General features: G+C 70.4%; 21 protein-coding genes and 1 pseudogene. 9 read left to right on the top strand and 13 right to left on the bottom strand.

Annotated features, from left to right (window positions below):
• From AB0J67_RS01300 to AB0J67_RS01285, 4 genes and pseudogenes are all read right to left on the bottom strand, one after another.
• Positions 1–452, bottom strand: a pseudogene (locus AB0J67_RS01300) (IS1380 family transposase); the annotation flags it as partial.
• 69 nt (positions 453–521) lie between these two features.
• Positions 522–1,832, bottom strand: a complete 1,311-nt coding sequence (locus tag AB0J67_RS01295; RefSeq protein WP_363474981.1) for a ThiF family adenylyltransferase — start codon at positions 1,830–1,832, stop codon at positions 522–524.
• A 41-nt stretch (positions 1,833–1,873) separates the two neighbouring features.
• Positions 1,874–2,260: a hypothetical protein gene (locus AB0J67_RS01290; RefSeq protein WP_363474980.1), complete on the bottom strand. Its 387-nt coding sequence runs from the start codon at positions 2,258–2,260 to the stop codon at positions 1,874–1,876.
• Positions 2,257–2,502: a multiubiquitin domain-containing protein gene (locus AB0J67_RS01285; RefSeq protein WP_363474978.1), complete on the bottom strand. Its 246-nt coding sequence runs from the start codon at positions 2,500–2,502 to the stop codon at positions 2,257–2,259. The genes AB0J67_RS01290 and AB0J67_RS01285 overlap by 4 nt, the downstream gene beginning before the upstream one ends.
• Before the next feature lie 181 nt (positions 2,503–2,683).
• Between AB0J67_RS01285 and AB0J67_RS01280 the strand changes: the two genes are divergently transcribed.
• Both AB0J67_RS01280 and AB0J67_RS01275 read left to right on the top strand, forming a co-directional pair.
• Positions 2,684–3,055 (top strand): helix-turn-helix transcriptional regulator, encoded by a 372-nt coding sequence (locus tag AB0J67_RS01280; protein ID WP_363474976.1) that lies wholly within the window; start codon positions 2,684–2,686, stop codon positions 3,053–3,055.
• Between the two features lie 6 nt (positions 3,056–3,061).
• The gene (locus AB0J67_RS01275; RefSeq protein ID WP_363474975.1) at positions 3,062–3,976 is read left to right on the top strand and encodes an ImmA/IrrE family metallo-endopeptidase; all 915 of its coding nucleotides are present in this window, start codon (positions 3,062–3,064) and stop codon (positions 3,974–3,976) included.
• Positions 3,977–4,224: 248 nt separating this feature from the next.
• On the opposite strand, the gene AB0J67_RS01270 is transcribed toward AB0J67_RS01275, so the two are convergent.
• From AB0J67_RS01270 to AB0J67_RS01240, 7 genes are all read right to left on the bottom strand, one after another.
• Positions 4,225–6,768, bottom strand: a complete 2,544-nt coding sequence (locus AB0J67_RS01270; protein ID WP_363474973.1) for an FtsX-like permease family protein — start codon at positions 6,766–6,768, stop codon at positions 4,225–4,227.
• Positions 6,768–7,556, bottom strand: coding sequence for an ABC transporter ATP-binding protein (locus AB0J67_RS01265; RefSeq protein WP_363474971.1), 789 nt, complete (start codon positions 7,554–7,556; stop codon positions 6,768–6,770). Before AB0J67_RS01265 ends, AB0J67_RS01270 begins: the two co-directional genes overlap by 1 nt.
• A 536-nt stretch (positions 7,557–8,092) precedes the next feature.
• Positions 8,093–10,645: an FtsX-like permease family protein gene (locus AB0J67_RS01260; protein WP_363474969.1), complete on the bottom strand. Its 2,553-nt coding sequence runs from the start codon at positions 10,643–10,645 to the stop codon at positions 8,093–8,095.
• Complete coding sequence (locus AB0J67_RS01255) at positions 10,642–11,430, bottom strand: ABC transporter ATP-binding protein (protein WP_363474967.1); 789 nt, start codon at positions 11,428–11,430, stop codon at positions 10,642–10,644. The genes AB0J67_RS01260 and AB0J67_RS01255 overlap by 4 nt, the downstream gene beginning before the upstream one ends.
• Positions 11,431–11,504: 74 nt before the next feature.
• A complete protein-coding gene (locus AB0J67_RS01250; RefSeq protein WP_363474966.1) occupies positions 11,505–12,176 on the bottom strand; it encodes a response regulator transcription factor in 672 nt (223 codons plus the stop codon).
• Positions 12,173–13,474, bottom strand: a complete 1,302-nt coding sequence (locus AB0J67_RS01245) for a histidine kinase (protein ID WP_363474964.1) — start codon at positions 13,472–13,474, stop codon at positions 12,173–12,175. The genes AB0J67_RS01250 and AB0J67_RS01245 overlap by 4 nt, the downstream gene beginning before the upstream one ends.
• Before the next feature lie 22 nt (positions 13,475–13,496).
• On the bottom strand, positions 13,497–14,435 hold the full coding sequence (locus AB0J67_RS01240; protein ID WP_363474962.1) for a PD-(D/E)XK nuclease family protein: 939 nt from the start codon (positions 14,433–14,435) through the stop codon (positions 13,497–13,499).
• A 77-nt stretch (positions 14,436–14,512) separates the two neighbouring features.
• On the opposite strand from AB0J67_RS01240, the gene AB0J67_RS01235 reads away from it, so the two are divergent.
• Genes AB0J67_RS01235 through AB0J67_RS01225 form a run of 3 tightly spaced genes read left to right on the top strand, consistent with a single transcriptional unit; the run spans position 14,513 to position 17,225 of the window.
• On the top strand, positions 14,513–15,673 hold the full coding sequence (locus AB0J67_RS01235; RefSeq protein WP_363474960.1) for a M50 family metallopeptidase: 1,161 nt from the start codon (positions 14,513–14,515) through the stop codon (positions 15,671–15,673).
• Positions 15,674–15,696: 23 nt separating this feature from the next.
• Positions 15,697–16,656, top strand: coding sequence for a tRNA (adenine-N1)-methyltransferase (locus AB0J67_RS01230; RefSeq protein WP_363474958.1), 960 nt, complete (start codon positions 15,697–15,699; stop codon positions 16,654–16,656).
• Positions 16,657–16,670: 14 nt separating this feature from the next.
• Positions 16,671–17,225, top strand: a complete 555-nt coding sequence (locus tag AB0J67_RS01225; protein WP_363474987.1) for a hypothetical protein — start codon at positions 16,671–16,673, stop codon at positions 17,223–17,225.
• 266 nt (positions 17,226–17,491) lie between these two features.
• On the opposite strand, the gene AB0J67_RS01220 is transcribed toward AB0J67_RS01225, so the two are convergent.
• Complete coding sequence (locus AB0J67_RS01220) at positions 17,492–17,776, bottom strand: ferredoxin (protein ID WP_363474956.1); 285 nt, start codon at positions 17,774–17,776, stop codon at positions 17,492–17,494.
• Between the two features lie 195 nt (positions 17,777–17,971).
• Between AB0J67_RS01220 and arc the strand changes: the two genes are divergently transcribed.
• Positions 17,972–19,738, top strand: coding sequence for a proteasome ATPase (gene arc / locus AB0J67_RS01215; protein ID WP_363474954.1), 1,767 nt, complete (start codon positions 17,972–17,974; stop codon positions 19,736–19,738).
• 135 nt (positions 19,739–19,873) lie between these two features.
• Here arc and lhgO read toward each other — a convergent pair whose 3' ends face one another.
• Positions 19,874–21,070: an L-2-hydroxyglutarate oxidase gene (gene lhgO / locus AB0J67_RS01210; RefSeq protein WP_363474952.1), complete on the bottom strand. Its 1,197-nt coding sequence runs from the start codon at positions 21,068–21,070 to the stop codon at positions 19,874–19,876.
• Between the two features lie 119 nt (positions 21,071–21,189).
• Between lhgO and AB0J67_RS01205 the strand changes: the two genes are divergently transcribed.
• The 3 genes from AB0J67_RS01205 to AB0J67_RS01195 all read left to right on the top strand — a co-directional run bounded on the left by AB0J67_RS01205 (position 21,190) and on the right by AB0J67_RS01195 (position 24,642).
• Positions 21,190–22,335, top strand: a complete 1,146-nt coding sequence (locus AB0J67_RS01205) for a DegT/DnrJ/EryC1/StrS family aminotransferase (RefSeq protein WP_363474950.1) — start codon at positions 21,190–21,192, stop codon at positions 22,333–22,335.
• Between the two features lie 81 nt (positions 22,336–22,416).
• On the top strand, positions 22,417–23,349 hold the full coding sequence (locus AB0J67_RS01200; protein WP_363474948.1) for an NAD-dependent epimerase/dehydratase family protein: 933 nt from the start codon (positions 22,417–22,419) through the stop codon (positions 23,347–23,349).
• A 108-nt stretch (positions 23,350–23,457) separates the two neighbouring features.
• Positions 23,458–24,642: a glycosyltransferase family 4 protein gene (locus AB0J67_RS01195; RefSeq protein ID WP_363474946.1), complete on the top strand. Its 1,185-nt coding sequence runs from the start codon at positions 23,458–23,460 to the stop codon at positions 24,640–24,642.
• The last annotated feature ends 2 nt before the right edge of the window (positions 24,643–24,644 follow it).

Below are 24,644 nucleotides of genomic sequence, written 5' to 3'. Positions count from 1 at the left end.
GGCAGGCCGCCTCGGGTCTCGCACAGTTGCGCCCAGGCGAGCTCACGGGCGACGGCCCGCGCGGCCCGCAGCCTGCCCAGCGCCGCGGCGTCGATGAACTCCAGGGCGCGCCATCCCGTCGAGTCGGAGGCGACCGGCCCGAACAGTTCCGGCTGGGCGCGCAGCACGCCCAGGTCGGTGATGGCCTTGCCGCCGTCGGCGATCGTCACCGCCAGGTCGAGGGCGACTCGGCCTGGGTCGTGTCCGCCCGAACGCCGTCCAGCGACGGCGAGGGCGTCACCGAAGCCGCTGGTCAGGCCCGTGGCGTCGGCGAGGTCTGCCAGCAGCCGGGTGCCAGCACGCCCTACCACACCGCGGCCGTCGGCCGGGACGACGAGTTTGGGACGCGACAAGGTAGTCTGCACGCGGAAAGTGCTTCTCCTGCAACGGTTCTGGACCCTCGAAAGTCCTATCGTTCCAGATCAGAGGCGCTTTCGCTTTCATGATCTACTATGCCGCCGCGCCCTCGTGAAAGAGCGAGGCTACAGTAGTGTGGCGCCACCACGGGCGAGGACGCCGGCCGTGGTGCACCAGGTGCAACCGCTGCGCTGCTGCTGGCGCTGCAAGTAGCGCTCGCGGGTTCGGGGAAGCGCGAGGGTCGAATAGATGGCGTCCTCCGTGGTGTGAAGCCCGGTGGCGGCGAACAGAAAGTGGTTGACCGCCTCCATCGTGGCGGTTCCGTTGAGGCTGATGACCGCTGCCGCAGGCATTTCTGGCACGTATTGGGCTGCTTCACGTTGCTGGGACGGGGCCATGTCGATGGCGAGTTGGGTGGGGTCGACCAGGCCGTTGCACCACATGCAGCCTTCTCCTGGGAGGAACAGGCGCGACACGGCGTGGATCTGCCCGACCGTGCCGTCCTCTGTCACGGGGATCTTGACTCCGACCTGTGTCATCGGGATCAGGTACTGATGGCCGATAGCGTTGACCCAGTGCCTTGCCGCATGGGTGTCGGCCGCGAGAAAGATCCAGTCACTTTGTGACAGCTCGGCCTGCGCGCGTGGGCTCTGGATAGCTTCGTCGATCAGTGTCAGTTTGATATCGGGGTTCGCACGGCGGGCGTTGCGGGCTGCCGGTTCGGTCTTCGGGCGGCCGATGTCCCCGTGCCTTGCGGCGATCAGGCGGCTGAGGTTGGTGGTCTCGACGATATCGTCGTCGATGAGCACCAGGTATCCAACGCCGAGGCGTGCGAGGAACTCGACCAGGATGCTGCCAGCGCCGCCGAGGCCTGCGACGGCAATTCGCATGCGGCGCAGGATGTCTTGCCCTCGGTCGCCGAGAACTAGCGCCTGGCGGTTCCAGCGAGAATCCGGCACGGAGGTAGCGGTCGGTCTTGGCCGCATCCGCGCCAGGATGCCGCCGGGAACGACGAGCTCGGCCAATGGGATGCGGGCTCGGTCTGGTAGCCACAGGTCCCCGGCTGCCGCTTGAGGGGTGAGGACGAGGCCGCCGACCACTTGCCCGGTGATCTGGCGGAGGGCGGGGTAGCCGCTTTCATGGCTGGCCATGTCGGTGCGCGAGAACCCAACGGTGGTGGTGCCGTGGTGGTTGTGGAATGCCAAGTACGCGAGTCGCTCGTCGTGCGCCCGCAGGGTGGCATCTCTTACGAAGGCGGCCGAGAGCGCCCGATAGCCGGTGGTGCCGGGGACGTAGTCGATCCCGTCCCGAGCGAGGATGAGTTCGCGGCCGAGGAGCCGGGGTCCTCGGGGGCCGGGGGCGAGCCCGGCGAGGATGACCCCGCCGTGCTCGTCCCGGTCGTCACGGAACAGATGTGCTGACACGTCGTCCCACATGCGGCGAGGAAGTGTGAGACTCCATCCGTCCGCGGGTGGGTTCACAGGGACTTCAGCCACCTGATCACCTTCTCTGCTTTCAGGACTGCGTTGTCCAGAACCGAATTCCAGCCGTTTGACCTGCGGGAAAGTTGCAGAGCGGGGCGGCCCTGCCAGGTCGTGGCGGTGATGCCAGGCCCGTGTGCCTGACCGTCGCTTCGTTCGAGCAGGCCGCAGTAGTGGGGGTACACGTCCGAAGCCGGGTACGCGGCGTTGACATGGAATCCGAGCCAGGTGGCCTGGGGCCGGTATGCCGTGCCGATGGAGATGTCGTCGACGATGATCGTCGCGCCGCCGCTGCCATCCGGGAGTACGTGGACCTGATGGCAAGCGTACTGATCCCGGATGGCAGCGACGGCCTCGTCGACCGCGGGCGCGAGGGCGGTCACGAGTTGTCGTCGGCCTTGACGCAGATGAACTCCTGGTGGTGGCGGATCCGGATCTCCTCATCGTCGTCGACCACGTCCAGGCGGTTGCCGTGGCGCACCGACAGCTGGAAGTCCGGTGCGATCTCGACGCCCTGCCGGATCGCCTCCTCCTTGATCTCCCGACCAGTCATCTCCCGGTCCGACAGGTTGATCTTCTTCTTGTTGAAGATGACCTCGATCGTGCGCACCTTAGTGGCCTCCATCGGGCCGACCCCCTCTCCCGCCAGCGGCGGATCAAGCGTTGAGCTGCCGCTTCTCGGCCGCTCGATTCTGCTTAGTGAACTTAGCGGCGCTCAGCAGAGTGTGTCAAGAGCGTTTAGCGGAGCTTGGTAGACTGAGCATGTTGGGTTAGGCTCACGCGACCCACCCCTGAGGAGCACCACCATGACCGTCCAAAACACCCCGGAGGAGTTCGGCGCGTACCTCCGCGGCGTACGCGAACTGGCAGGTCTCACGCTGCGTGACGTGGAGCAGCGGACCAACCAGGTCGTCAAGAACGGCTACCTGAGCCAGATCGAGAAGGGCCTCATCGGCAGGCCATCCCCAGGAATTCTGTACGAAATCGCACAGGTGTACCAACTGTCTTACCGCGACCTTCTACTGAGGGTTGGACACCGAGTTCCAGACGAGAAAGCGCAGGAAGCACCCGCACTCAGCGGCTTTCCCTTGCACTTGATCGCCGACCTCGACGAAGAGGAACAACAGGCCCTGCTGGAGTACGCGGCATACCTCCGGCATAAAAAGAAAGGTCGATAGGACACCGTGGCCGTTCTCGAACTTCCCACCGACCGGCGCCTGCACATCGAGCGCTATGCGCGCGGCGCACTGGTAGCGGCGCAGGCTCTCGGCAAGACCCCCACCCCGCTGGAAGACGTAACGGCCGCGCTGGAACTTCACCAGCCAGAGGACCTTTACGCCCTTGGTGACGAGGTCCCGCCCTCCCTGCTCGCCAGGTTCCCCAAGCTCATGGGCAAGCTTCTCGGAGCGCTCGACGTCCGCCGCAAGACGATCTACATCGACATGTCGCTGGAAGTGCCTCGCCGCCGTTTCACCCATGGCCATGAACTTGGCCATGAGGGGCTCCCGTGGCACCGCGATGCGTACTACGGCGAGGACAAGACGACACTTCGATTGGACACGCTTGACGAGTTGGAGGCGGAAGCCAACGCGTTCAGCGCTGCGCTCCTATTCAACCTCGATCGATTCACCGAGCAGGCACATTCCGTGCAGCCCAGCTTGGCTGTTCCGGTGGACCTCGCCGACGTCTACCAGGCATCGCGACACGCCTCGATCCGACGCTACGTCGAGGCAGCCCACGACGATCTTGCGCTGTTCACACTCGGCAAGTACACCAACCACCCTGGCGGGCGCACCTGCATGGTCGTGCTCCAGACCTTGGAGTCGGCAACGTTCCGAGCGAAGTTCGGGGCGATCGCCGGCTGCGTGCCTTCACGCATCCCCATCGACTCCTCAGAAATTGCCCGCGATGCCCACAGCGTGCTTTCTGGCAACCCTTCGGGCCCGATCATCGCTGGTCAGACAGTGTTGGACACGCCTACCCGAGGACGCGTCCGCATGGACTACGAGATCTACTTCAACCGCCGACAGTTCTTCGTGCTGGTGATGCCCACGAAGATCAGGATCTTTAAGCAGCGCATCAACGCAGGTTGGGCGTGAACCTAGGCAACGCAAGTCGGGCTAAACTCTACCAAAGGTGGTCGGCGCCAGAGTGCAACTGGCTGGCGCCGACCATGCACCGATTTGTGCTACGTATGCGTGCGGCTACTTGCCCGCCATCGAGGACCGTCGACTTGAACTTGCTCGATGTACGTCAGGGTCCTACGTGGGTTGGGTGATGCGGATCCACGTCGACCCCCTATGGCGTTAAGAAGGTGCCCTTCCTTTTCATCCCCCGGAGGTGGGTCTTATTCGTGGGCGATGGCGGTCAGGACGTTGATGCGGGCGGCGCGGATGGCGGGCAGGATCGCGGCGAGTACGCCGACCAGAGCGCCGAGGAGCAGGTAGACGCCGGCCTGGGACCACGGGATGGACAGTTCCTTCAGGCCGTCGGCGGCCAGGCCCTGGACCACGGCGGCGCCGAGTCCGACGCCGACGGCGACGCCGAGCAGCGCGCCGAAGACCGTGATGACGACGGCCTCCACGGTGACCATGCGCATGGTCGCCGCCCGGCTCAGGCCGATGGCCCGCAGCAGGCCCAGCTCGCGGGTGCGCTCCAGCACCGACAGGGCCAGGGTGTTGACGACGCCCAGCACCGCGATGAGGATGGCCAGGCCCAGCAGCACCTGGATCATGAGCAGCAGCTGCGCGGTCTCGCCCAGCTCCCGGTCGAGGAACTCCCCGGTGTCCTCGACCAGCATCTCGGGGCTGTCGACGAGCAGCGCCTCCAGGCCCTTGCGGGCGGCGGCCGCGTCGGCGCCGTCGGCGAGCCGGACGTACGCGAAGGACGGCTGCGGCGTGCGCATCCCGGCGACGATGTCGGGGCCGAAGATGAACCCGCCGTAGAACGGCGTCGCCTGGTAGGTGCCGATGATCCGGAACGTGGTCGGCTCGCCGCGGGGCAGGCGCGCGGTGACCGTGCCGCCGACGGACAGCCCGGCCTCGGCGGCGTACGACTCACCGACGACGACCTCGCCCGGACCCGGCTGCGACAGCGAGCCGGCCGCGGCGACCAGGGAGAAGTCCCGCGCGATGGTGGGCAGGTCGGTGACCGCGGTGGCCATCCGCGGCTCACCCTCGATGACCGCCTGCTCGTTGTACTCGGCGGCGACCGAGCGGACCCCTGCCAGCTCGCGCATCTTCGGCAGCAGCGCCTCGTCGAAGGTCGGCATCATCCCCGGCGACTCCTGCCCGGAGATGATCAGGTCGGCCTGGAACGCGTCCGTGGCGTCGCCGCGCAGGCTGCGTTCGGCCGAGGTGATGATGGTGTTCACGCCGGTGATCAGGGCGACGCCGACCATCAGCGCGGCGGCCGTGATCGCGGTGCGGCGCGGGTTGCGGCCGGAGTTGAGCCGGCCCAGCTTGCCCGGCACCGACCAGGAGAACAGCCGGCCGAGCACGGACACGGCCGGGCGGGCCAGCGCCGGGCTGAGCAGCGCGACCCCGATGAACGCGGTCAGCACCCCGCCCAGCAGCAGCCACATCACCGGGTCGTCGTCGCTGGCCAGGCCGTACGCGATCGCGCCGCCGCCCAGCGCGCCGACCACGGCGCCGCTGACGGTGAGCTTGGTCAGCGGGCGGTCCGGGGTGGCGACCTCCTGCAGCGCGGCCACCGGGGGCACCCGCGAGGCCCGCACCGCGGGCAGCAGCGCGGCGATCATCGTGACGCCGATGCCCACCGCGAACGCGCTGATCACGGCGGCGAGCGGCAGCCCGATCCCGGCCAGCACCAGGCTGCTGAAGCTCGCGGCGAGGTCGGCCAGCAGCGCGCCGACGCCGACACCCGCGGCGAGGCCGAGCACCGCGGCGACGAGCCCGATGACCAGCGCCTCGACCATGACCGAGCCGATGACCTGGCGGCGGCTCGCACCCAGCGCGCGGCTGAGGGCCAGCTCCCTGGTCCGCTGCGCCACGATGATCGAGAACGTGTTCAGGATCAGGAACGTGCCCACGAACAGGGCGACGCCCGCGAAGCCGAGCAGGATGTTGTTGAAGAAGGACAGGGCCTCCTTGAAGCCGTCGGCGATCGCCGCGGCGGCCTCGGCGCCGGTCTGCACGACGTACCCGTCGCCGAGCTTCGCGCGGATCGCGTCGCGCAGGGCGGCGGGGTCGGTGCCGGCCGCGGCGGTGACGCTGAGACTGGTGTACGCCCCGGGCGCGCCGAGCATCAGCTCCTGCGCGACGGGTTCGGTGAACCGGACCTCGTGCACCGGGCCGCGGCCGGGCAGGCCGCCCTCGTAGCCGAAGATGCCGACCAGCGTGAACGTCTGCTTGGGTTTGGTGGTGAGCACGCCGACCCGGTCGCCGACCTTGAGCCTGCTCAGCTCGGCCAGCGTCTGGTTGATGGCGATCTCGTCGTCGGCGCTAGGGCCGCGGCCGGAGCGCAGCTCCAGCCCGCCGGTCTCGCCGGTCCAGTTGGCGCCGAAGCGGGGCGGGCCGAACGAGGTGACGACCTTGCCGTCGGCGCCGATGACGCGGGCGCCGTCGGCCTGCACCTCGCCGACGACCCCGGCCACGCCGGGCACGGCCGTGACGGCGTCGCGGTCGGCGGCGGTGAGCAGGCCGGGCACGGCCTCGCCCTCCAGCTCCGACACGTCGATGGCGGGATCGGCGGCGACCAGCACATCGGTCTCGGCCATCGCCGAGGAGAACATGTTGTCGAACGAGCGGCCCAGCGCGTCGGTCAGCACGAACGAGCCGGACACGAACATCACGCCCAGCAGCACGGCCAGGCCGGACAGGACCAGGCGCAGCTTGCGGGCGAGCAGGCTCTTGAGGGTGGCGCGCAGCATCAGTGCTCAGCCCCGGCGGGTGCGGTGCGGTCCAGGCTCTTGAGCGTGTCCAGGACGGACTCCGCGGTGGGCGCGGTCAGCTCGGCGACGATCTGCCCGTCGGCCAGGAACACGACCCGGTCGGCGTAGCTCGCCGCGTTGGCGTCGTGGGTGACCATGACGATGGTCTGGCCGTACTCGGTGACGCTGCGGCGCAGGAAGGCCAGCACCTCGGCGCCGGAGCGGCTGTCCAGGTTGCCGGTCGGCTCGTCGGCGAAGATGACCTCGGGCCGGGAGACGAGCGCGCGGGCGCACGCGACGCGCTGCTGCTGGCCGCCGGAGAGCTGGTTGGGGCGGTGCTTGAGCCGGTCGCCCAGGCCCACCGTGTCGATCACCGTACGGAACCACTCCTGGTCCGGCTTGCGACCGGCGATCGCGAGCGGCAGCAGGATGTTCTCCTCCGCCGTCAGCGTCGGCAGCAGGTTGAACTGCTGGAAGATGAAGCCGATCTTCTCGCGGCGCAGCCGGGTCAGCCCGGCGTCGTTCAGGCCGGTCAGCTCGGTGTCGCCGACGTGCACCTGCCCGCGGCTGACCGCGTCGAGGCCGGCCAGGCAGTGCATGAGGGTGGACTTGCCGGAGCCGGACGGGCCCATGATCGCGGTGAAGCGGCCGCGGTCGAGCTCGACGTCGACCCCGCGCAGCGCGACGACCTGCGCCTCGCCGGAGCCGTACACCTTCCACAGGCCGGTGGCGCGGGCGGCGGCGGTCTCCACACGCTGGCGGGTCAGGGGCGGGGCTGCTGTGGTCATCGAATGCCTCCGGGGATACTCCGGCCCTCAGGCCGGAGAGGAAACGGAACGCCTGCGGAGCAGGCCAGGAAAAGCCGGTTCGCCGCCAGGGCGAATCCGGCACCCGCCGGTGTCGCGGAAGCGAACAGGTGTGCTAATTTGTTGGAGCCTGGCCGGCGATAACCAAGCCGGTCGGGCCTACCGCCGGGCTGGCGGGAAGTCAGGTCTGTGGAGCTTGTGTAGGACCGATGGGCGGTTGACCGCTCCTTGCTGGTAACCCAGGTCGGCAACGGGCTGGGAAGCAGAAAGTTCAACCCGCGAGGGTCGAATCCCCCTGCTTCGGCTGGGGGAGATGTCAAGAGGTCCTTCCTCGGCCGGACGACAGTGGACCGACCGGTCCGCGCTGCCAAGGCGGGGCATGCGGACCGGCCGGTGTACTCATCGTCGGGGCGGCCGGGAGCGGATCCCTCGACCCGTGGGGTGAACCCTCCCCGGTTCCTGACGCGGGGTAAGCCACCCAGGGCCGGGTCAGGGTCGCCCCTGACCCGGACGGGCCCTCACTCGTACGAGATGGCCTCCAGCACGTTGAGCCGGGCCGCCATCCGGGCCGGCAGCACCGCCGCGCCGATGCCGGCCGCGACCGCGATCGCGAGATACAGCAGCAGGTCCAGCCACGGGATCGCGATCACCGAGGCGAACTCGATGGTGATCAGCGCCTTGGTGAACGCGGCCCCGAGACCGACCCCGAGAGCCAACCCGAGGGCGACGCCGAAGACGGCGATCAGCACCGACTCGACGGTCACCATCCAGACCAGCCCGGTCCGGCTCAGCCCGACCGCGCGCACCAGGCCCAGCTCGCGGGTGCGCTCGACGATGCTGAGCACGAGGGTGTTGAGGATGCCCAGCACCGCGATGGCCAGCGCCACGATCAGCAGCCACTCCACCACGGTCAGCAGCAGGTCGTAGCTCTGCGTCGCCTGCCGCACGTAGGACTGCCGGTCGCCGACCGTGACGCCGGGATAGTCCTTCATGATGTTCTCGATCTGCGCGACCACCGGCGCCGCGTCCACGCCCTCGTGCAGCGAGACGAAGCCCTGGAACGCCAGCGGCCCCGGGAAGTCGTCCACCGCGGGCAGGCCGACCAGGATGCCCTGGATGATCGGCGTCGCCTCGTACACGGCGACCACGGTGTAGTCGCGGGTCACCCCGCCGATCACCACCGGCGTCCGGTCACCGGCCTTGAGCTTGAGCGTCTCGGCGGTGTTGTCGTCGAGCGCCAGCTCCTGCGCGGCCAGGGTCCGGATCGAGCCGTCGACGGCGTCGATCGGGAACATCCGGTCCGCCTGAGCCAGGTCGGTGGCGAAGATGCCGAACGCCTGCGGCTGCCCGGCCACGCTCACCCCGAGCGCGTCGAAGTGCCAGGCCGCGGCCTCCTTCACGCCGGGGATGGCGCGCACCTGGTCCAGCGCCTTGGGGTTGAAGCCCTGCCGGCCGTCGGGCGCCGCGGTGACGCTCGCCTGGATCATCACCTCCACGCCGATGCTGTCGCCCATGATGTCCTCCAGGCTGGTCTTGAAGGACTGGACCACGGTCGCGGCGGTGCCGATCACGGTGACGCCGATGATGATCGCGGCGGCGGTGACGGCGGTGCGGCGCGGGTTGCGCACCGCGTTGCGTACGCCGAGCCTGCCCGCCGAGCCGCGGCCGATGAGCGCCCCGAGCCCGCGCACCACCGGCCGGGCCAGCAGCGGCGAGAGCAGCAGGGTGCCCACGAACAGCAGCACCGCCCCGGCCGCCAGCACCAGGAACGCGGTGCCGCCCAGGTCCACGAGCGCACCGGTAAGCACCAGGGCCAGGCCCGGCACCGCCAGCACCGCGCCCACGACCGACAGCGCGACCAGCGACTTGTCCGGGCGCACCACGTCGCGCATGGCCGCGACCGGCGGCACCGACGAGGCCCGCACCGCCGGCACGAACGCGGCGATCAGCGTCACCAGCACGCCCAGCGCGTACGCCAGCAGGACCGTGACCGGCTCGACGATGATGCCCGCGCTGGGCAGCGCGAACTCGCCGACCAGCAGGTTCTCCACCCACGCGCCGAGGCCGATGCCGATGCCGAGGCCGATCGTGGCGCCGAGCACGCTGACCACCAGCGCCTCCAGCAGCACCGACCCGGCGACCTGGCCCCAGCTCGCGCCCAGCGCGCGCAGCAGCGCCAGCTCGCGGGTGCGCTGCGCGACGATGATGTTGAACGTGTTGAAGATCAGGAACACGCCGACCACGGCCGCGAGCACCGCGAAGCCGATCAGGATGTACTTGATGAAGTCGAACAGCACGCCGACCTGCGCCGACTGCTCCTCGCTGCTCTCCTGTCCGGTGACCGCCTTGAACCCGTCCGGCAGCCGCTCGCCGATGCGCTTCTTCAGCTCGGTGTCGGAGACGCCCTCGTCCGCGGCGAACGACGCCCCGGCGTAGAGCCCGGTCGCGCCGTAGAACGTCTGCTGCGCGAATGCCTCCTGGAACATCACCGCCGACTCGCCGGCCAGGCTGTCCCGGCCGCCGGCGTAGCCGGCCACGCCGACCACCGTGAACGTGCGCGGCTCGTTCAGCACCGGCAGGTACACCTTGAGCGAGTCACCGGTCTTCACCCGCGCCAGCTCGGCGGTGTACGCGGTGACCGTCACCTCGTCGGCCGCCTGCGGCCAGCGGCCTTCGCGCAGCTCGACCAGGCCCAGCGGGTCGTCCCGGCCGTCCACGCCGAAGCCGAGCATCGTGTTGGCGGTGACCGGCTCGCCGTCGCCGGCGCGGAACGGCGTCACGCCCTGGGCGCTGACGTCGGGGGAGACGACCCGCACGCCGTCGACCTCGGACAGGGTGCGCAGCTGGTCGGTGGTGAGCCGGGGCGGCTCGACCGCCTGCGGGTCCGCAGGCTGCACGACCACCGCGACGTTGGCGTTGATGGTGCTGAACAGCGACGCGAACCGCGCGTTGAGGGTGTCGGACAGGACCAGGCTGCCGGCGAGGAAGCCCACCGACAGCACGATGGCGATGAGCGCCAGCGACAGCCGCAGCTTGCGCTGCAGCAGCCCGCGCAGGCTTGCCTTGATCATTCGGTGGCCCCCGATGCCGCCGGGGCGGCGTCGAGCCGCTTGATCCGGTCCAGCACCGCGTCCGCGGTCGGGCTGGTCAGCTCGTCGACGATCTGGCCGTCGGCGAGGAAGATGACCCGGTCGGCGAAGCTCGCGGCGTTGGCGTCGTGGGTGACCATGACGATGGTCTGGCCGTGCTCGGTGACGCTGCGGCGCAGGAAGTTCAGGATCTCGGCGCCGGAGCGGCTGTCCAGGTTGCCGGTCGGCTCGTCGGCGAAGATCACCTCGGGCCGGGCCACCAGGGCCCGGGCGCAGGCCACGCGCTGCTGCTGGCCGCCGGAGAGCTGGCTGGGGCGGTGGTGCAGCCGGTCGCCCAGCCCGACCGTGGTGATCACCGTCTGGAACCACTGCGGGTCGGGCTTGCGCCCGGCGATGGCCAGCGGCAGCAGGATGTTCTCCTCCGCCGTCAGCGTCGGCAGCAGGTTGAACTGCTGGAAGATGAAGCCCACCTTGTCCCGGCGCAGCCGGGTCAGCCCGCCGTCGTCCAGGCCGTTCAGGGTCGTGTCGCCGATGGTCAGATGGCCCCTGGTGGCCGTGTCCAGGCCCGCCAGGCAGTGCATGAGGGTGGACTTGCCGCTGCCGGAGGGGCCCATGATGGCGGTGAAACGCCCGCGCTCGAGCTCGACGTTCACGCCGCGCAGCGCGACCACCTGAGCCTCGCCGGAGCCGTACACCTTCCAGAGATCGGCGGCGCGGGCGGCGGCGCCGGCACCCGCGGCGGCCGCGTCGGAAACCTGAGAAGTCATGTCCCACAGGCTGTCAGCGTCCGTCCGGCCCTCCCTCAGACCCTGGAACGGTCTTGCCGGCCGGGCTCTCCTCCTCAGGTAGGAGAGCCGGGTCGTACCAGCCCCGTCTCGTACGCCAGGACCACGGCCTGCACCCGGTCGCGCAGGCCCAGCTTGGTCAGCATGTGCCCGACGTGCGTCTTGACCGTGGTCTCGCTCACCGTGAGCGCCCGCGCGATCTCCGCATTGGACAGACCCCGGGCCACGTGCACCAGCACCTCGCGCTCGCGCTCGGTCAGCGTGCTCAGCGAGTGCGGCACGGTCGCCTCCGGGTCGGGCAGCAGCCCCGCGAAGCGGTCCAGCAGCCGGCGCAGGATCCGCGGCGCGACCACCGCCTCGCCCGCCGCCACCGTGCGGATCGCCGTCACCAGCTCGTCGGCGGGCACGTCCTTGGCCAGGAAGCCGCTGGCCCCGGCGCGCAGCGCGCCCACCACGTAGTCGTCCAGGTCGAACGTGGTCAGGATGAGCACCCGCACCGGCAGCTTCGCCGCGGTGATGTCGCGGGTCGCGGCGACCCCGTCGCGGCGCGGCATGCGTACGTCCATCAGCACCACGTCGGGCAGCAGCCGCCGGGCCAGGTCCACCGCCTCGGCGCCGTCGGCGGCCTCGCCCACGATGTCCAGATCGGGCTCGGCGCCCAGCACCATCCGGAACCCGCTGCGCAGCAGGGGTTGGTCGTCGGCGAGCAGCACCCGGATCGGCTTCACCCTGCGATCTCCGCTTCCGTCTCGGGGGCCGCCGCACCGGCGAGGCCCGCCTGCTCCAGCGGGATCCGCGCATGCACCCGGAAACCGCCGCCCGGACGGGGCCCGGTGCGCAGCGCGCCGCCGTACACCGCGACCCGCTCGCGCATGCCGAGCAGGCCGTGGCCGGTGGTGCCGCCCGTGATCCCGTCTGCGGAGAGGGTACGCGTGTGCGGTCCCCGGCCGGTGTCGAACACCTCGATGGTCAGCTCGCGCCCGTCGACGGCCAGCCGCACCTCGGCGCGGGCCTGCCCGGCGTGCTTGAGCGAGTTGGTCAGCGCCTCCTGCACGATCCGGTACGCGGTCAGCGCCACGCCCGGGTCCACCTCGGCCGGATCACCCTCGACACGCAGCGACGTGGACAGGCCCGCCTCGCACACCTGGTCCACCAGCGTGCGCAGGCCGGCCAGGCCCGGCTGCGGGCTGCGCCCGTCGGCGTCGTCGGCCTGCGCGCTCTCCGACCGCAGCACGAACAGCAGCCGCCGCAGCTCCCGCAACGTGGTCCGGCTGGTCTGCTCGATGGTGGCCAGCGCCTCGTCGGCGGCGGCCGGATCGCGGTGCAGCATGCGCCGCGCCCCGGTGGACATCACGCCGATGACGCTGACGTGGTGCGCCACCACGTCGTGCAGCTCGCGGGCGATCCGGCGGCGCTCCTCGGCGACGGCCTGCTCGGCGTGCGCCTGCTGGTTGGCCTCGGCGGCCAGCGCCCGCTCGGCCAGCGCCGCCGACGCCTCGCGGCGGGCCCGCACGGTGCGCCCGGCCAGGAACGTGATCACCATCACCGCGAGGTTGACCACGATGCCGGCCGACATCGAGATGAGCTGGCCGCCCTCGGCGTCGCGCATCAGGTCGTGGTCGTACGCCCATACCCAGATCAGGTCGTTGACCAGCCACAGCATCGCCGTGCCGAGCACCGCCCGCCACCAGCGCTCGTACGCCGCGACGGTGTACGCCAGCACCCACAGCGCCACGCCCTGCCCGCCCAGCAGCGACTCCGGCGCGAGCAGGCCGACCGCGGTGAACACGGTGGTCAGCCCGATCGCGAGCCACAGGAACGTGCGCCGCAGCACCACCGGGATCAGGGTGACCGCGCCCCAGACGAACGTGATCAGGTCGGTGTGCAGCCGCCAGGACGGCTGGGCGTACGCCAGCAGCACCTGCACCACGAACAGCCCACCGGCCAGCGCCGCGTCCGCCTGCAGCGGGGTCCACGAGATGGACCTCCACCTGCGGAGATAGAACGGCACGGGGGTCAGGGGCACCCGGCGAGGCTACCCTGCCGGGTCACCCCTCCGGCTGGGCCGCCAGCAGCCGGGCCTGCCGGCTGTCCACCGTCTGCGCGGTGGCCTGCTGCGGGAACGGCGGCAGCGTGCCCCCGAACTCCGGGCAGCGCGCCTGGTGGCTGCACCAGCCGCACAGCTTGCTCGGCTTGGGCCGGAAGTCCTGCGTCGCGATCGCGTTCTCGATCGCCCGCCACAGCGCGAACAGCGTCTTCTCGAACCGGGTCAGCTCCTCGGCGTCGGGCGTGTAGTCGCACACCTCGGCGTCCTTGAGGTAGAGCAGCCGCAGCACGCGCGGCACCACGCCGCGGGTGCGCCACAGCACCAGGGCGTAGAACTTCAGCTGGAACAGCGCCCGCGCCTCGAACGCCTCCCGCGGCGCGCCGCCGGTCTTGTAGTCGACCACCCGCAGGTCGCCGCCCGGCGACACGTCCAGCCGGTCGATGTAGCCGCGGATCAGCAGCTGCTGCTCGCCCTCGCCGCCCAGCACCGCCTCGATCAACTGCTCGCGCTCGGCGGGCTCCAGCCGGCGCGGGTCCTCGACAGCGAAGTAGCCGCCCAGCAGCTCCTGCGCGGAGCCGAGGAACTGCTCGCGGGTCATCGCCCCGTCGAGGTCGAAGATCGTGCCGAACTCGGGCTGCTCGGCGACGAGCCGCTCCCACTGCGGCTCCACCAGCTCCTCGGCCAGCGGCCGGGTGCGCTGCCCGGCGGGGGAGTCGAACAGCTTCTCCAGCACGGCGTGCACCAGCGTGCCGCGCACCTGCTCCGCGGTGGGCTGCTCGGGGATGCGGTCGATGCTGCGGAACCGGTAGAGCAGGGGACAGGTCTTGAAGTCCGCCGCTCGTGACGGGGACAGCGAGGGGAGGGGGCGAACCGCCGTCTCGCCGGGCGCCGGGGCGGCACTCGGTGACGATGCGTGTTCGGAGGGCACCTGCTCGGTCATGACCCACACAGTAGGGGAGCGGTACGACTCGGTTCGCGTGCCGCACGGCTTAGCATGGTCACGATGGAGATGACGCAGTGACCGATTCGACACCCAAGTCCGCTTCGCGTGGCGAGCGGCGATCAGGCTTCCAGGTCGGCCGGATCTTCGGCTTCCCACTTCGGTTGAGCGTCTCCTGGGTCGTCATGTCGGTGTTCATCACCTTCTGGTACGGCGAGGGCCTGGGCAACGTGCTCGACCTCACCGGCCCCACCCGCTACCTGGCCGGGCTCGGCTTCGTCGCGTGCCTGCTGCTGTCGGTGTTGCTACACGAGCTCGGGCACGCGCTGACCGCCCGCTACTACGGCATCGGGGTCAAGGGCATCACCCTGGACCTGCTCGGCGGGTACACCGAGTTCGACCACGACTCGCCCCGCCCCGGCGTGGAGATGGCCACCGCGCTGGCCGGGCCGGGCGTGTCCGCGCTGCTCGGCGTCTTCTCCGTGATCGCGACGCTGGCGCTGCCGAACGGCACCGTGCTCGACCAGATCGCGTTCCAGCTCGCGCTGTGCAACATCATCGTGGCGGTGTACAACGCACTGCCCGGCTGGCCGCTGGACGGGGGCCGGGCGCTGCGCGCGCTGGTCTGGGGCATCAAGGGCGACCGCGACGCGGGCCTGCTGGTGGCCGGCTGGTCCGGCCGGATCGTGGCGATCGGCACCGCGCTGGCCGCGGCGGCGCTGTACGCCACCGGCTGGTACGAGTGGTTCGGCCTGATCTTCGGCCTGTTCGTGGCGTTCAGCATCTGGCAGGGCGCGGCCGGTGCGGTGATGACCGCCCGGGTGCGCCGGCGCTACCCGCTGGTCGACCCGGTGCGCCTGGCCCGCCCGCTGTTCGTGGTGCCGGCCGGCACCTCGCTGGCCGAGGCGTCGCGCCGCGCGGCCGAGGCCGGGCACGCCGCGCCGGTGCTGGGCGTCGCCGACCCGGCCGGCCGGCTGACCGCGCTGGTCGTGCCGGAGGCCGCCGCGGCCGTGCCGGAGCAGCGCCGGCCCTGGGTGACCGTGGAGACGCTGGCCCGCGGCATCGACGCGGTGGCGACCATCCCGTCGGCCGCCCGCGGGGCCGACGTGATCAAGCTCCTGCGTGGGGACCCGGCCACTCCTTACCTCGTCGTCGACGGGGAAGATGTGGTGGGCGTGCTCACCGTCATGGACGTGGTGCAGGTGCTCGACCCCGCGGCGATGAAAGCCGGACGCTGACCGTAGACAGGAACCAGACGCAAATGACCACCGATCCGACGCCGCAGCGTCGTGGCGAATTCACCGCCGGTGACCGGGTGCAGCTGACCGACCCCAAGAACCGGATGCACACCATCGTGCTCGAACCGGGGAAGGCCTTCCACACCCACCGGGGCATCCTCGCCCACGACGACCTCATCGGCCGGCCCGACGGCAGCGTGGTGACCTCCACCGGCGGCACCGCGTACCTGGCGCTGCGCCCGCTGCTGGCCGACTACGTGCTGTCCATGCCCCGCGGCGCGCAGGTCATCTACCCCAAGGACGCGGCGCAGATCGTGGCCATGGGCGACGTCTTCCCCGGCGCGAAGGTGCTGGAGGCGGGCGTCGGCTCCGGCGCGCTGAGCTGCTCGCTGCTGCGGGCGGTGGGGCCCGAGGGGCAGCTGTGGTCGTACGAGCTGCGCGACGACTTCGCCGCCGTGGCCCGCAAGAACGTGCAGAACTGGTTCGGCACCAGTTGGGCGCCCGACGGCAAGCCCGCCGACCCGTCCATGCCGTCCTGGCACCTGCACGTCGGCGACGTCGCCGACAACGCCGAGACCGGCTTCGACCGGATCATCCTGGACATGCTCTCCCCGTGGGACGCCCTCGACATGGTCGAGCAGGCGCTGCTGCCCGGTGGCGTGTTCATCGGCTACGTGGCGACCACGCCGCAGCTGTCCGAGCTGGTCGAGGCGCTGCGTGAGCGCGGCTTCACCGAGCCGCTGGCCTGGGAGTCGCTGGTGCGCGACTGGCACGCCGACGGCCTGGCGGTGCGCCCGGACCACCGCATGATCGCGCACACCGCGTTCCTGGTGCGGGCGCGCAAGCTGGCCCCCGGCGTCACCGCGCCGCCGCGCCGGCGCAAGCCCAGCAAGGGCCGGGAGGCGTACGAGCTGCGCAAGCAGGCCACCGCCCCGGCGCCCGCGCCGGAGCCGGACGCCGTCGCCGACGAGGTCTGGGAGTAGGAGGACCCGTGAACGTGCCCCCGGCCGTGTTCCCCGACTGGTCGCCGTACCCGGACCTGGATTCGGCGGCGCGGGCCTACCTGCGCGATCCCGAGGTCGCCCTGGACGCCCTGGAGGGCGTGCTGCGCGGCACCCAGGTGCTCGGGTTCACGCTGGAGCGCTTCGTCAACGAGTTCAACGGCGTGTGGCAGGAGGTCGTCGTCTGCGACGGCTCCCGGCTGCTGCTGTGGCACGGCGAGGACGTCGCGCCCGGGGACGGGCCGGCGGGCTCGATGATCTCCTCGCTGCGCGTGGTGCCGCTGTCGGTGATCACCGAGGTGGGGTGCCGGCGGCGGCTGAGCCGGACCGCCGCCAACCACCTGCGGGTGGACAGCGTCGACGTGTACCTGCTGCTCAGCTCGCTGGATGAGTCGAACAACGGCCACCCGCTGGACGACCCGCACCACGTGGTCCGGCAGGACGCGCTGCGCTTCGGCAAGACCCTGGAGGACGGCGGCGCCGGGCAGATCGCCCGGCTGGAGGAGTTCGCCCAGCTCGTAGCCTCGCTCGCCGGCCGCCCGATGCTGTAGCCGCCACCCCGGCGGCGCCGCCGCTGCCGGGGCGCGCGGGCCGCTGGGCGGCGGGCTCGCGGGCATGATCGTTGTTTCGGGTCAGAAAGTGCGGTCACACTGCGGGTTCTGACCGAATCCAGCGATCATGCCCGACGGAGGCTTCGCCCCCGACCGCCAAGATCGCGACGATCTTGCAGTTCGGCGGGGGATTTTGTCCGGGTTTGGGCGTGTCGCACCCACAGTTCGCGCAAGATCGGCGCGGGAGAGGCGGTGGGGCGGGAAGGTCAGCGGAGGGCGGCGCGTTCTTCCTCGGAAAGGGGGGTGCCGTCGTGGGTGCGCTGGATGTGGATGCACTCGCCGGGGCACTCCTGGGCGGCGTCGATCACCTCGAGGCGGAGGTGGGCGGGGATCTCCACCGTCGCGCCGGGGGTCATCAGCAGTTCGCCGGAGTCGTCCTTGACGTAGGCGAGGCCGTCTACGTCGAACTCGAACACCTCGGGGGCGTACTGCACGCACAGGCCGTCGCCTGTGCAGAGGTCCTGATCTACTCGCACCCTGAGCTCACTCACGCCCTCGACCCTAGCGCCCCGCCCCGCGCGGACGCGGGGGAGGTCGGCCGCACGGCCAGATTCTCGATCGAGTTCTTGGGTACGGGGGTGTCGGGAGGGTTCAACTGAGGCGATCAGCCGCTAGTGTTAGGAGCACCCTAAACGTCGGCCGAACGAGGTAGGACCGGCGGGAGGACACCCCCGGGGAGGTGGGACGTGGCAAAGAGCGACGACGCGGATGCGCGCGCCGCGCGGTGGGAGAAGGAAGCCAACGATCTCTCCACTCAGGTCGCGTTCCTGCAAGAGGAGCTCGCCCTGTTGCGGCGCAAGTTGAGTGAGAGCCCGCGGCACGTGAGGCAGCTGGAGGAGCGGCTTGCCGCGACTCAGGCCCAGCTGTCGCGGCTCACGGAGAACAACGAGCGACTGGTGGCCACGCTCAAGGAGGCGCGCGCCCAGATCGTGACGCTCAAGGAGGAGATCGACCGGCTGGCGCAACCGCCCAGCGGGTACGGCGTCTTCCTCGCGCGGCACGAGGACGGCACGGTGGACGTCTTCACGGGCGGGCGCAAGCTGCGGGTGGCGGTGTCGCCGTCGTTGGACGTCGACGCACTGCAGCGTGGGCAGGAAGTCCTGCTCAACGACGCCCTCAACATCGTCGACGCGCTCGGTTTCGAGCGGGCCGGCGAGGTGGTCATGCTCAAGGAGATCCTCGACGGAGGGGACCGCGCACTCGTGGTCTCGCACGCCGACGAGGAGCGGATCGTGTTCCTGGCGGAAGGCCTCATCGGCGGACTGCTGAGGTCGGGCGACTCGCTCATGATCGAGCCCCGGTCGGCTTACGCCTACGAGCGCATCCCCAAGAGCGAGGTCGAGGACCTGGTCCTCGAAGAGGTGCCCGACGTCGACTACCACGACATCGGTGGCCTGGTGCACCAGATCGAGCAGATCCGCGACGCGGTGGAGCTGCCGTTCCTGCACGCGGACCTGTTCCGCGAGCACCAGCTGCGGCCGCCGAAGGGCGTGCTGCTCTACGGTCCTCCCGGCTGCGGCAAGACGCTGATCGCCAAGGCGGTCGCGAACTCGCTGGCCAAGAAGATCGCCGAGCGGCGCGGCGAGGAGAAGAAGACCAGTTACTTCCTCAACATCAAGGGTCCGGAGCTGCTCAACAAGTACGTCGGCGAGACCGAGCGGCACATCCGGCTGATCTTCCAGCGGGCCCGGGAGAAGGCCTCGGAGGGCACGCCGGTGATCGTGTTCTTCGACGAGATGGACTCGATCTTCCGGACCCGTGGCTCGGGTGTCTCCTCGGACGTGGAGAACACCATCGTTCCCCAGCTCCTCAGCGAGATCGACGGTGTGGAGGGCCTGGAGAACGTCATCATCATCGGCGCCTCGAACCGCGAGGACATGATCGACCCGGCCATCCTGCGCCCGGGCCGGCTCGACGTCAAGATCAAGATCGAGCGGCCGGACGCCGAGGCGGCCAAGGACATCTTCAGCAAGTACATCCTGACCGGCCTGCCGTTGTCCCCGGACGACCTGGCCGAGCACGGTGGCTCCGCCGAGGCGTGCGTGCACGCGATGATCAATTCGGTGGTGCTGCGGATGTACTCCGAGACCGAGGAGAACCGCTTCCTCGAGGTCACCTACGCCAACGGTGACAAGGAGGTCCTGTACTTCAAGGACTTCAACTCCGGCGCCATGATCCAGAACATCGTGGACCGCGGCAAGAAGATGGCGATCAAGGAGTTCCTGTCCTCCGGCAAGAAGGGCCTGCGCCTGCAGCACCTGCTGGACGCCTGCCTGGACGAGTTCCGCGAGAACGAGGACCTGCCGAACACCACCAACCCCGACGACTGGGCCCGCATCTCCGGCAAGAAGGGCGAGCGGATCGTCTACATCCGCACGCTGGTCTCCGGCGGCAAGGGCACCGAGTCGGGCCGCTCCATCGAGACGGCCAGCAACACCGGCCAGTACCTGTAAGCGCGCAAGAAAAAGGGGCACCCGGTCCGCCGGGTGCCCCTTTCCGCTGCTCTGGTCCGTCCGCGGGGTGGGTCGGCGCCGCGGCGCGGGCCGGGCCGGCCGGGTCCGCCGCGTGAGCCGGGCCCGCCGCGGCCGTCAGGCCGACAGGTCGGCGGGCAGCCGCGACACGATGTGCTTGGCGATCTCGAAGGAGCTGGTGGCGGCGGGCGACGGCGCGTTGAGCACGTGCACCTGCCGCTCGGCCTCGACGATCAGGAAGTCGTCGACCAGGCCGCCGTCGGGGCGGATCGCCTGGGCGCGCACGCCGGCGCCGGCCGGCACGATGTCCTCGCCGGTCAGCACGGGCACCAGCCGGGCCAGGCTGGCCGCGAACTTCTTGCGCGACAGCGACCGGGCGACCTCGGTCAGGCCGTACCGGTAGTGCTTGCGGGCCAGTGCCCACAGCCCCGAGTAGCTGACCTCGTCCCACACGTCGCGCGGGCTGACCTTGCCCCACGAGTAGCCCTCGCGGGCGGTGGCCAGCACGGCGTTGGGGCCCGCGTGCACGGTGCCGTCGATCATCTTGGTCAGGTGCACGCCCAGGAACGGGAACTGCGGGTCCGGCACCGGGTAGATCAGGCCCTTGACCAGGTCGCGCCGCTGCGGGGTGAGCTCGTAGTACTCGCCGCGGAACGGCACGATCCGCACCGGGGTGTCGACCCCGGCCAGCCGGGAGATCCGGTCGGCGTGCAGGCCCGCGCAGTTGATCAGCACGTCGGCGATGATCTCGCCCTTGGTGGTGGTGAGCACGACCCCGCCCGCGCGCTGCCGGACCGCGGTCACCTCGGTCTCGGTACGCAGGTCCGCGCCGCCCTCGGCGAGCAGCTCGGCGATGCGGCGGCACACCGCGCCGAAGTCGACGATGCCGGTGGATGCGACGTGCAGCGCGGCGACGGCGGCCACGTGCGGCTCGTACTCGGCGGCCTCGGCCTGGTCGATCAGCTTCACGGGCAGCCCGTTGGCCACCGAGCGCTGGTGCAGGTCGTGCAGGCGGGGCAGCTCCGAGGGGTCCGTGGCCACGATCAGCTTGCCGCAGATGTCGTAGGCCAGGCCCTGCTCCCGGCAGAACTCGACCATGGACGCGCTGCCGGCCTTGCACAGGGTGGCCTTGAGGCTGCCGGGCTTGTAGTAGACCCCGGCGTGGATCACCCCGGAGTTGTGGCCGGTCTGGTGGGCGGCCCAGCCCGCCTCCTTCTCCACGACCGTCACCGAGTCCCCGGGACGGTCGGTGAGCAGGCGATGCGCGACCGCGAGTCCCACGATCCCGCCACCAATCACCACGAACCTAGTCATTTCACTCCTCCGCCGGGGCAACGGCGTCGATCGTAGGCCATTTCGCGTCCCGGCCGACTGGCGGCCGCCCAGGTCCGGTGGCCTACACTTCTCGGGTCGCTCACAAGGGGAGGTCCCACATGCCTGACGTCATCGCCCTCGGCCAGCCCACGGTCGGCGAGCCCGAGCTCGCCGCGATCGCCGAGGTGTTCGCGTCAGGCTGGCTCGCCGGGTCCGGCCCGGCCTGCAAGAAGTTCGAGGAGCGGTTCGCCGCCGCGATGGGCGTGCAGCACGCGCTGACCACCAGCAACTGCGGCTCGGCGCTGCACCTGGCGCTGCTGACGCTGGGCGTCAAGCCCGGCGACGAGGTCATCGTGGGCGACTACACCTTCCCGGCGACCGGCCACTCGGTGATGTGGACCGGCGCGCGCCCGGTCTTCGCCGACGTGCGCCCCGACACCTGGACCATCGACCCGGCCGTGGTCGAGTCGCTGATCACCCCGCGCACCGTCGGCATCATCGCCGTCGACGTGTGCGGCCAGCCGGCCGACTACGACGAGCTGCGCGCCATCGCCGACAAGCACGGCCTGTTCCTGATGGAGGACGCCGCCTGCTCGGCCGGCGCCACCTACAAGGGCCGCCCGGCCGGCAGCCTGGCCGACGTGGCCGTGTTCAGCTTCCACGGCCGCAAGGGCATCACCGCCGGTGAGGGCGGCGCGCTGGTCACCGACCGCGCGGACCTCGCCGCGCACGCGCGCAAGCTGCACACCTACGGCGTGGAGGGCGCGCTGACCCGCGCCGAGCTGTCCAAGCTGCCGATCCCGGTGTTCGACGAGCTGGGCTACAACTACCGGCTCTCCGACGTGCAGGCCGCGATCATGCTGGCCCAGCTGGACCGGCTGCCGGACCTGCTGGCGGTCAAGCGCCGCGTGGCCGCCCGCTACGGCGAGCTGTTCAAGGAGCACGAGCTGATCACCGCGCCGTTCGAGGCGCCCGACCGCGAGCACCCCTGGCAGGCGTACGTGGTCACCCTCGACCGCGCCGTCAACCGCGGCGAGGTCGCGATGGCGCTGCGCGAGCGCGGCGTGCAGTGCACCTTCGGCACGTACGCCTCGCACCTGCAGCCGCTGTACGGCGAGACCTCGCCGTGCCCCGTCTCGGCGGACCTGTTCGAGCGGCACCTGGCCATCCCCATGCACGCCAACCTGACCGACGCCCAGGTCGAGACCGTCGCCGCGACGCTGATCCAGGTCGTCGACGAGCTGGCCACCGGTCGCGCCAACTAAGATCAACGGTACGGTTCCGGCCGTCCCACCCCTGTTGCACCGCGGCCGCCGGCCGTGCTCTCCCTCCCAGAAAGGTCCGCAATGTCAAAGAAGACCGTCTTCATCACCGGAGGCGCGGGTTTCATCGGCCTGCACGTGGTCCGGCTGCTGCTGGAGAAGGACTACCAGGTCCGGATCTTTGACAACATGTCGCGCGGCGACCGCGAGAAGATCGACGAGCTGGTGAAGACGGGCAACGTCGAGCTGGTCGAGCAGGACGTCCGCTACGGCGGCGGCGTGCACGCGGCGATGAAGGGCTGCGAGTCGGTCGTCCACCTGGCCGCGGTGTCCATCAACAAGAGCCAGGCCGACCCGTACGAGTCGATCGACATCAACATGGTCGGCAACAACAACGTGTTCGCCGCCGCCGCCGACCACGGCGTGCGCCGCCTGGTGTTCGCCTCCTCGGCCTCGGTCTACGGCGACCCGAAGAAGCTGCCGATGCACGAGGACGACGCGCTCGACCCGCTCACCCCGTACTGCATCTCCAAGCGCGCCGGTGAGGACCTGCTCGGCTTCTACCAGCGCAGCAAGGGCCTGAGCTGGGTGGCGCTGCGCTTCTTCAATGTGTACGGCCCCGGCCAGAAGCCGACCGCCTACTACACCTCGGTGATCAACCACTTCGTCAAGCGCCTCAAGACCGGCCAGCCGCCGATCATCGACGGCAAGGGCGAGCAGTCGATGGACTTCATCCACGTGCACGACATCGCCCGCGCGATCGTCGCGGCGCTGGAGTCTGAGCAGGCCAACGTCCCGGTCAACATCGGCACCGGCATCGACACCTCGGTGGCCACCCTCGCCGACATCCTGATCAAGGCCGTGGGCGTGGACGTGGAGCCGCAGTTCAACCCGCGCGAGGTGCTGGTCAGCCGCCGCGCGGCCGACATCACCCGGGCCAAGGAGGTCCTCGGCTGGGAGCCCACCATCACGGTGGGCGACGGCATGACCGACCTCATCAAGTCCGAGATCGTCTGATCGAACCCCCGGCACGCCCGGCGCGCGGGAAGGCGACCGGCCGCTCAGGCTGATCAGTCGCATATTCTCGGCGTGCCCCACCGTCCACCCCCCTCGAATGGAGCCGCCGTGCGAATCGCGGTCATCAACAACTTCTTCCCTCCGCGCAGAGGTGGAAGCTCGCATCTGGCGGCGGCGCTCGCGGAGCGCTACGCGGCGGCCGGCCACGAGGTCCTCGTGGTCACCGCCGCGTACAAGGGCGCGCCGGCGGAGGAGGAGTGCAACGGGTACCGCGTCGTGCGCGTGCCGGCCCGGGGGATGCCGCAGCTGGGCCTCGCGATCGACTTCGACATCAGCTTCGCGATGGGCCGGCCGGGCAACCTGCGCCGGGTCTTCAAGCTGCTGGAGGAGTTCAAGCCGGACGTCATCCACCAGCACGGGCAGTTCTTCGACCTGTCCTGGCTGTCCGGCTGGTACGCCCGGCGTCGCAACGTGCCCGTGCTGCTGTCCATCCACACCCGGCTGGAGAGCCCGGACCCGAAGTACATGGCCCTGTTCAAGATGCTGGACAGGTTCATGGTCAAGCCGATCATCCGGCGCTTCCGGCCGCGCTACGTGATCATGGACGAGCTCGCGGCCACCTACTGCGAGCAGCGCTACAAGGCGACCACCGCCGACTTCGAGTACATCCCGGTGGCGGTGGAGCCGGCCCGGTTCGAGCGCCCGCCGCTGCGCGACATCCGCGCCGAGTACGGCGTCGGCGACCGGCCGCTCATCGTCTCGCTGGGCCACGTCATCCCGCTGCGCGACCGGGTGGCGCTGGTCAACTCGCTGCCGGCGGTGCTCGCCAAGCACCCCGACGCCAAGGTGATGGTGGTCGGCCACGTCTACTACGACGCCTTCATCAAGCGGGCGGCGGAGCTGGGCCTGTCCGATTCGATCATCATCACCGGCACGGTGCCGCCGACCGACGTGCCGTCGTTCTTCGCCGCGGCCGACATCGTCGCCCACGACCTGCAGGGCGGCGGGTTCGGCACGGCGAGCCTGGAGGCGATGGCCGCCGGCCGGGCGACCATCGGCACGGTCACCGAGACCAACTTCCCCGCCGTCGAGCTGACGAACTGGGACAATTTCGTGCTGGCCCGCCCGGACGACCCGCGCGACCTGGCCGCGGCGATCATCCGGCTGCTGGATGACCCGCAGGAGCGCGACCGCATCGCCAAGCGGCAGCACGAACTTGTTTACGCGCACTTCACCCTGGACGTGGTCACCCGTCAACATCTGGACGCGTTCGCGCGCATGCTGGAACGGTGAGC

The sequence above is a fragment of the Catellatospora sp. NPDC049609 genome (genome assembly GCF_040675365.1).
Lineage (GTDB): Bacteria > Actinomycetota > Actinomycetes > Mycobacteriales > Micromonosporaceae > Catellatospora.
The sequence above is the reverse complement of the archived record's forward strand: the minus strand, read 5'-3'. Positions and strand labels throughout refer to the sequence as shown.

What these genes read in the sequence shown, in the direction of transcription:
- AB0J67_RS01240 (WP_363474962.1), bottom strand. Translation starts at nt 14,435, where the DNA reads ATGACCGAGCAGGTGCCCTCCGAACACGCATCGTCACCGAGTGCCGCC.
- AB0J67_RS01200 (WP_363474948.1), top strand. Translation starts at nt 22,417, where the DNA reads ATGTCAAAGAAGACCGTCTTCATCACCGGAGGCGCGGGTTTCATCGGC.
- AB0J67_RS01255 (WP_363474967.1), bottom strand. Translation starts at nt 11,430, where the DNA reads ATGACTTCTCAGGTTTCCGACGCGGCCGCCGCGGGTGCCGGCGCCGCC.
- lhgO (WP_363474952.1), bottom strand. Translation starts at nt 21,070, where the DNA reads ATGACTAGGTTCGTGGTGATTGGTGGCGGGATCGTGGGACTCGCGGTC.
- AB0J67_RS01205 (WP_363474950.1), top strand. Translation starts at nt 21,190, where the DNA reads ATGCCTGACGTCATCGCCCTCGGCCAGCCCACGGTCGGCGAGCCCGAG.
- AB0J67_RS01265 (WP_363474971.1), bottom strand. Translation starts at nt 7,556, where the DNA reads ATGACCACAGCAGCCCCGCCCCTGACCCGCCAGCGTGTGGAGACCGCC.
- AB0J67_RS01280 (WP_363474976.1), top strand. Translation starts at nt 2,684, where the DNA reads ATGACCGTCCAAAACACCCCGGAGGAGTTCGGCGCGTACCTCCGCGGC.
- AB0J67_RS01230 (WP_363474958.1), top strand. Translation starts at nt 15,697, where the DNA reads ATGACCACCGATCCGACGCCGCAGCGTCGTGGCGAATTCACCGCCGGT.
- AB0J67_RS01285 (WP_363474978.1), bottom strand. Translation starts at nt 2,502, where the DNA reads ATGGAGGCCACTAAGGTGCGCACGATCGAGGTCATCTTCAACAAGAAG.
- AB0J67_RS01260 (WP_363474969.1), bottom strand. Translation starts at nt 10,645, where the DNA reads ATGATCAAGGCAAGCCTGCGCGGGCTGCTGCAGCGCAAGCTGCGGCTG.
- AB0J67_RS01295 (WP_363474981.1), bottom strand. Translation starts at nt 1,832, where the DNA reads ATGTGGGACGACGTGTCAGCACATCTGTTCCGTGACGACCGGGACGAG.
- AB0J67_RS01270 (WP_363474973.1), bottom strand. Translation starts at nt 6,768, where the DNA reads ATGCTGCGCGCCACCCTCAAGAGCCTGCTCGCCCGCAAGCTGCGCCTG.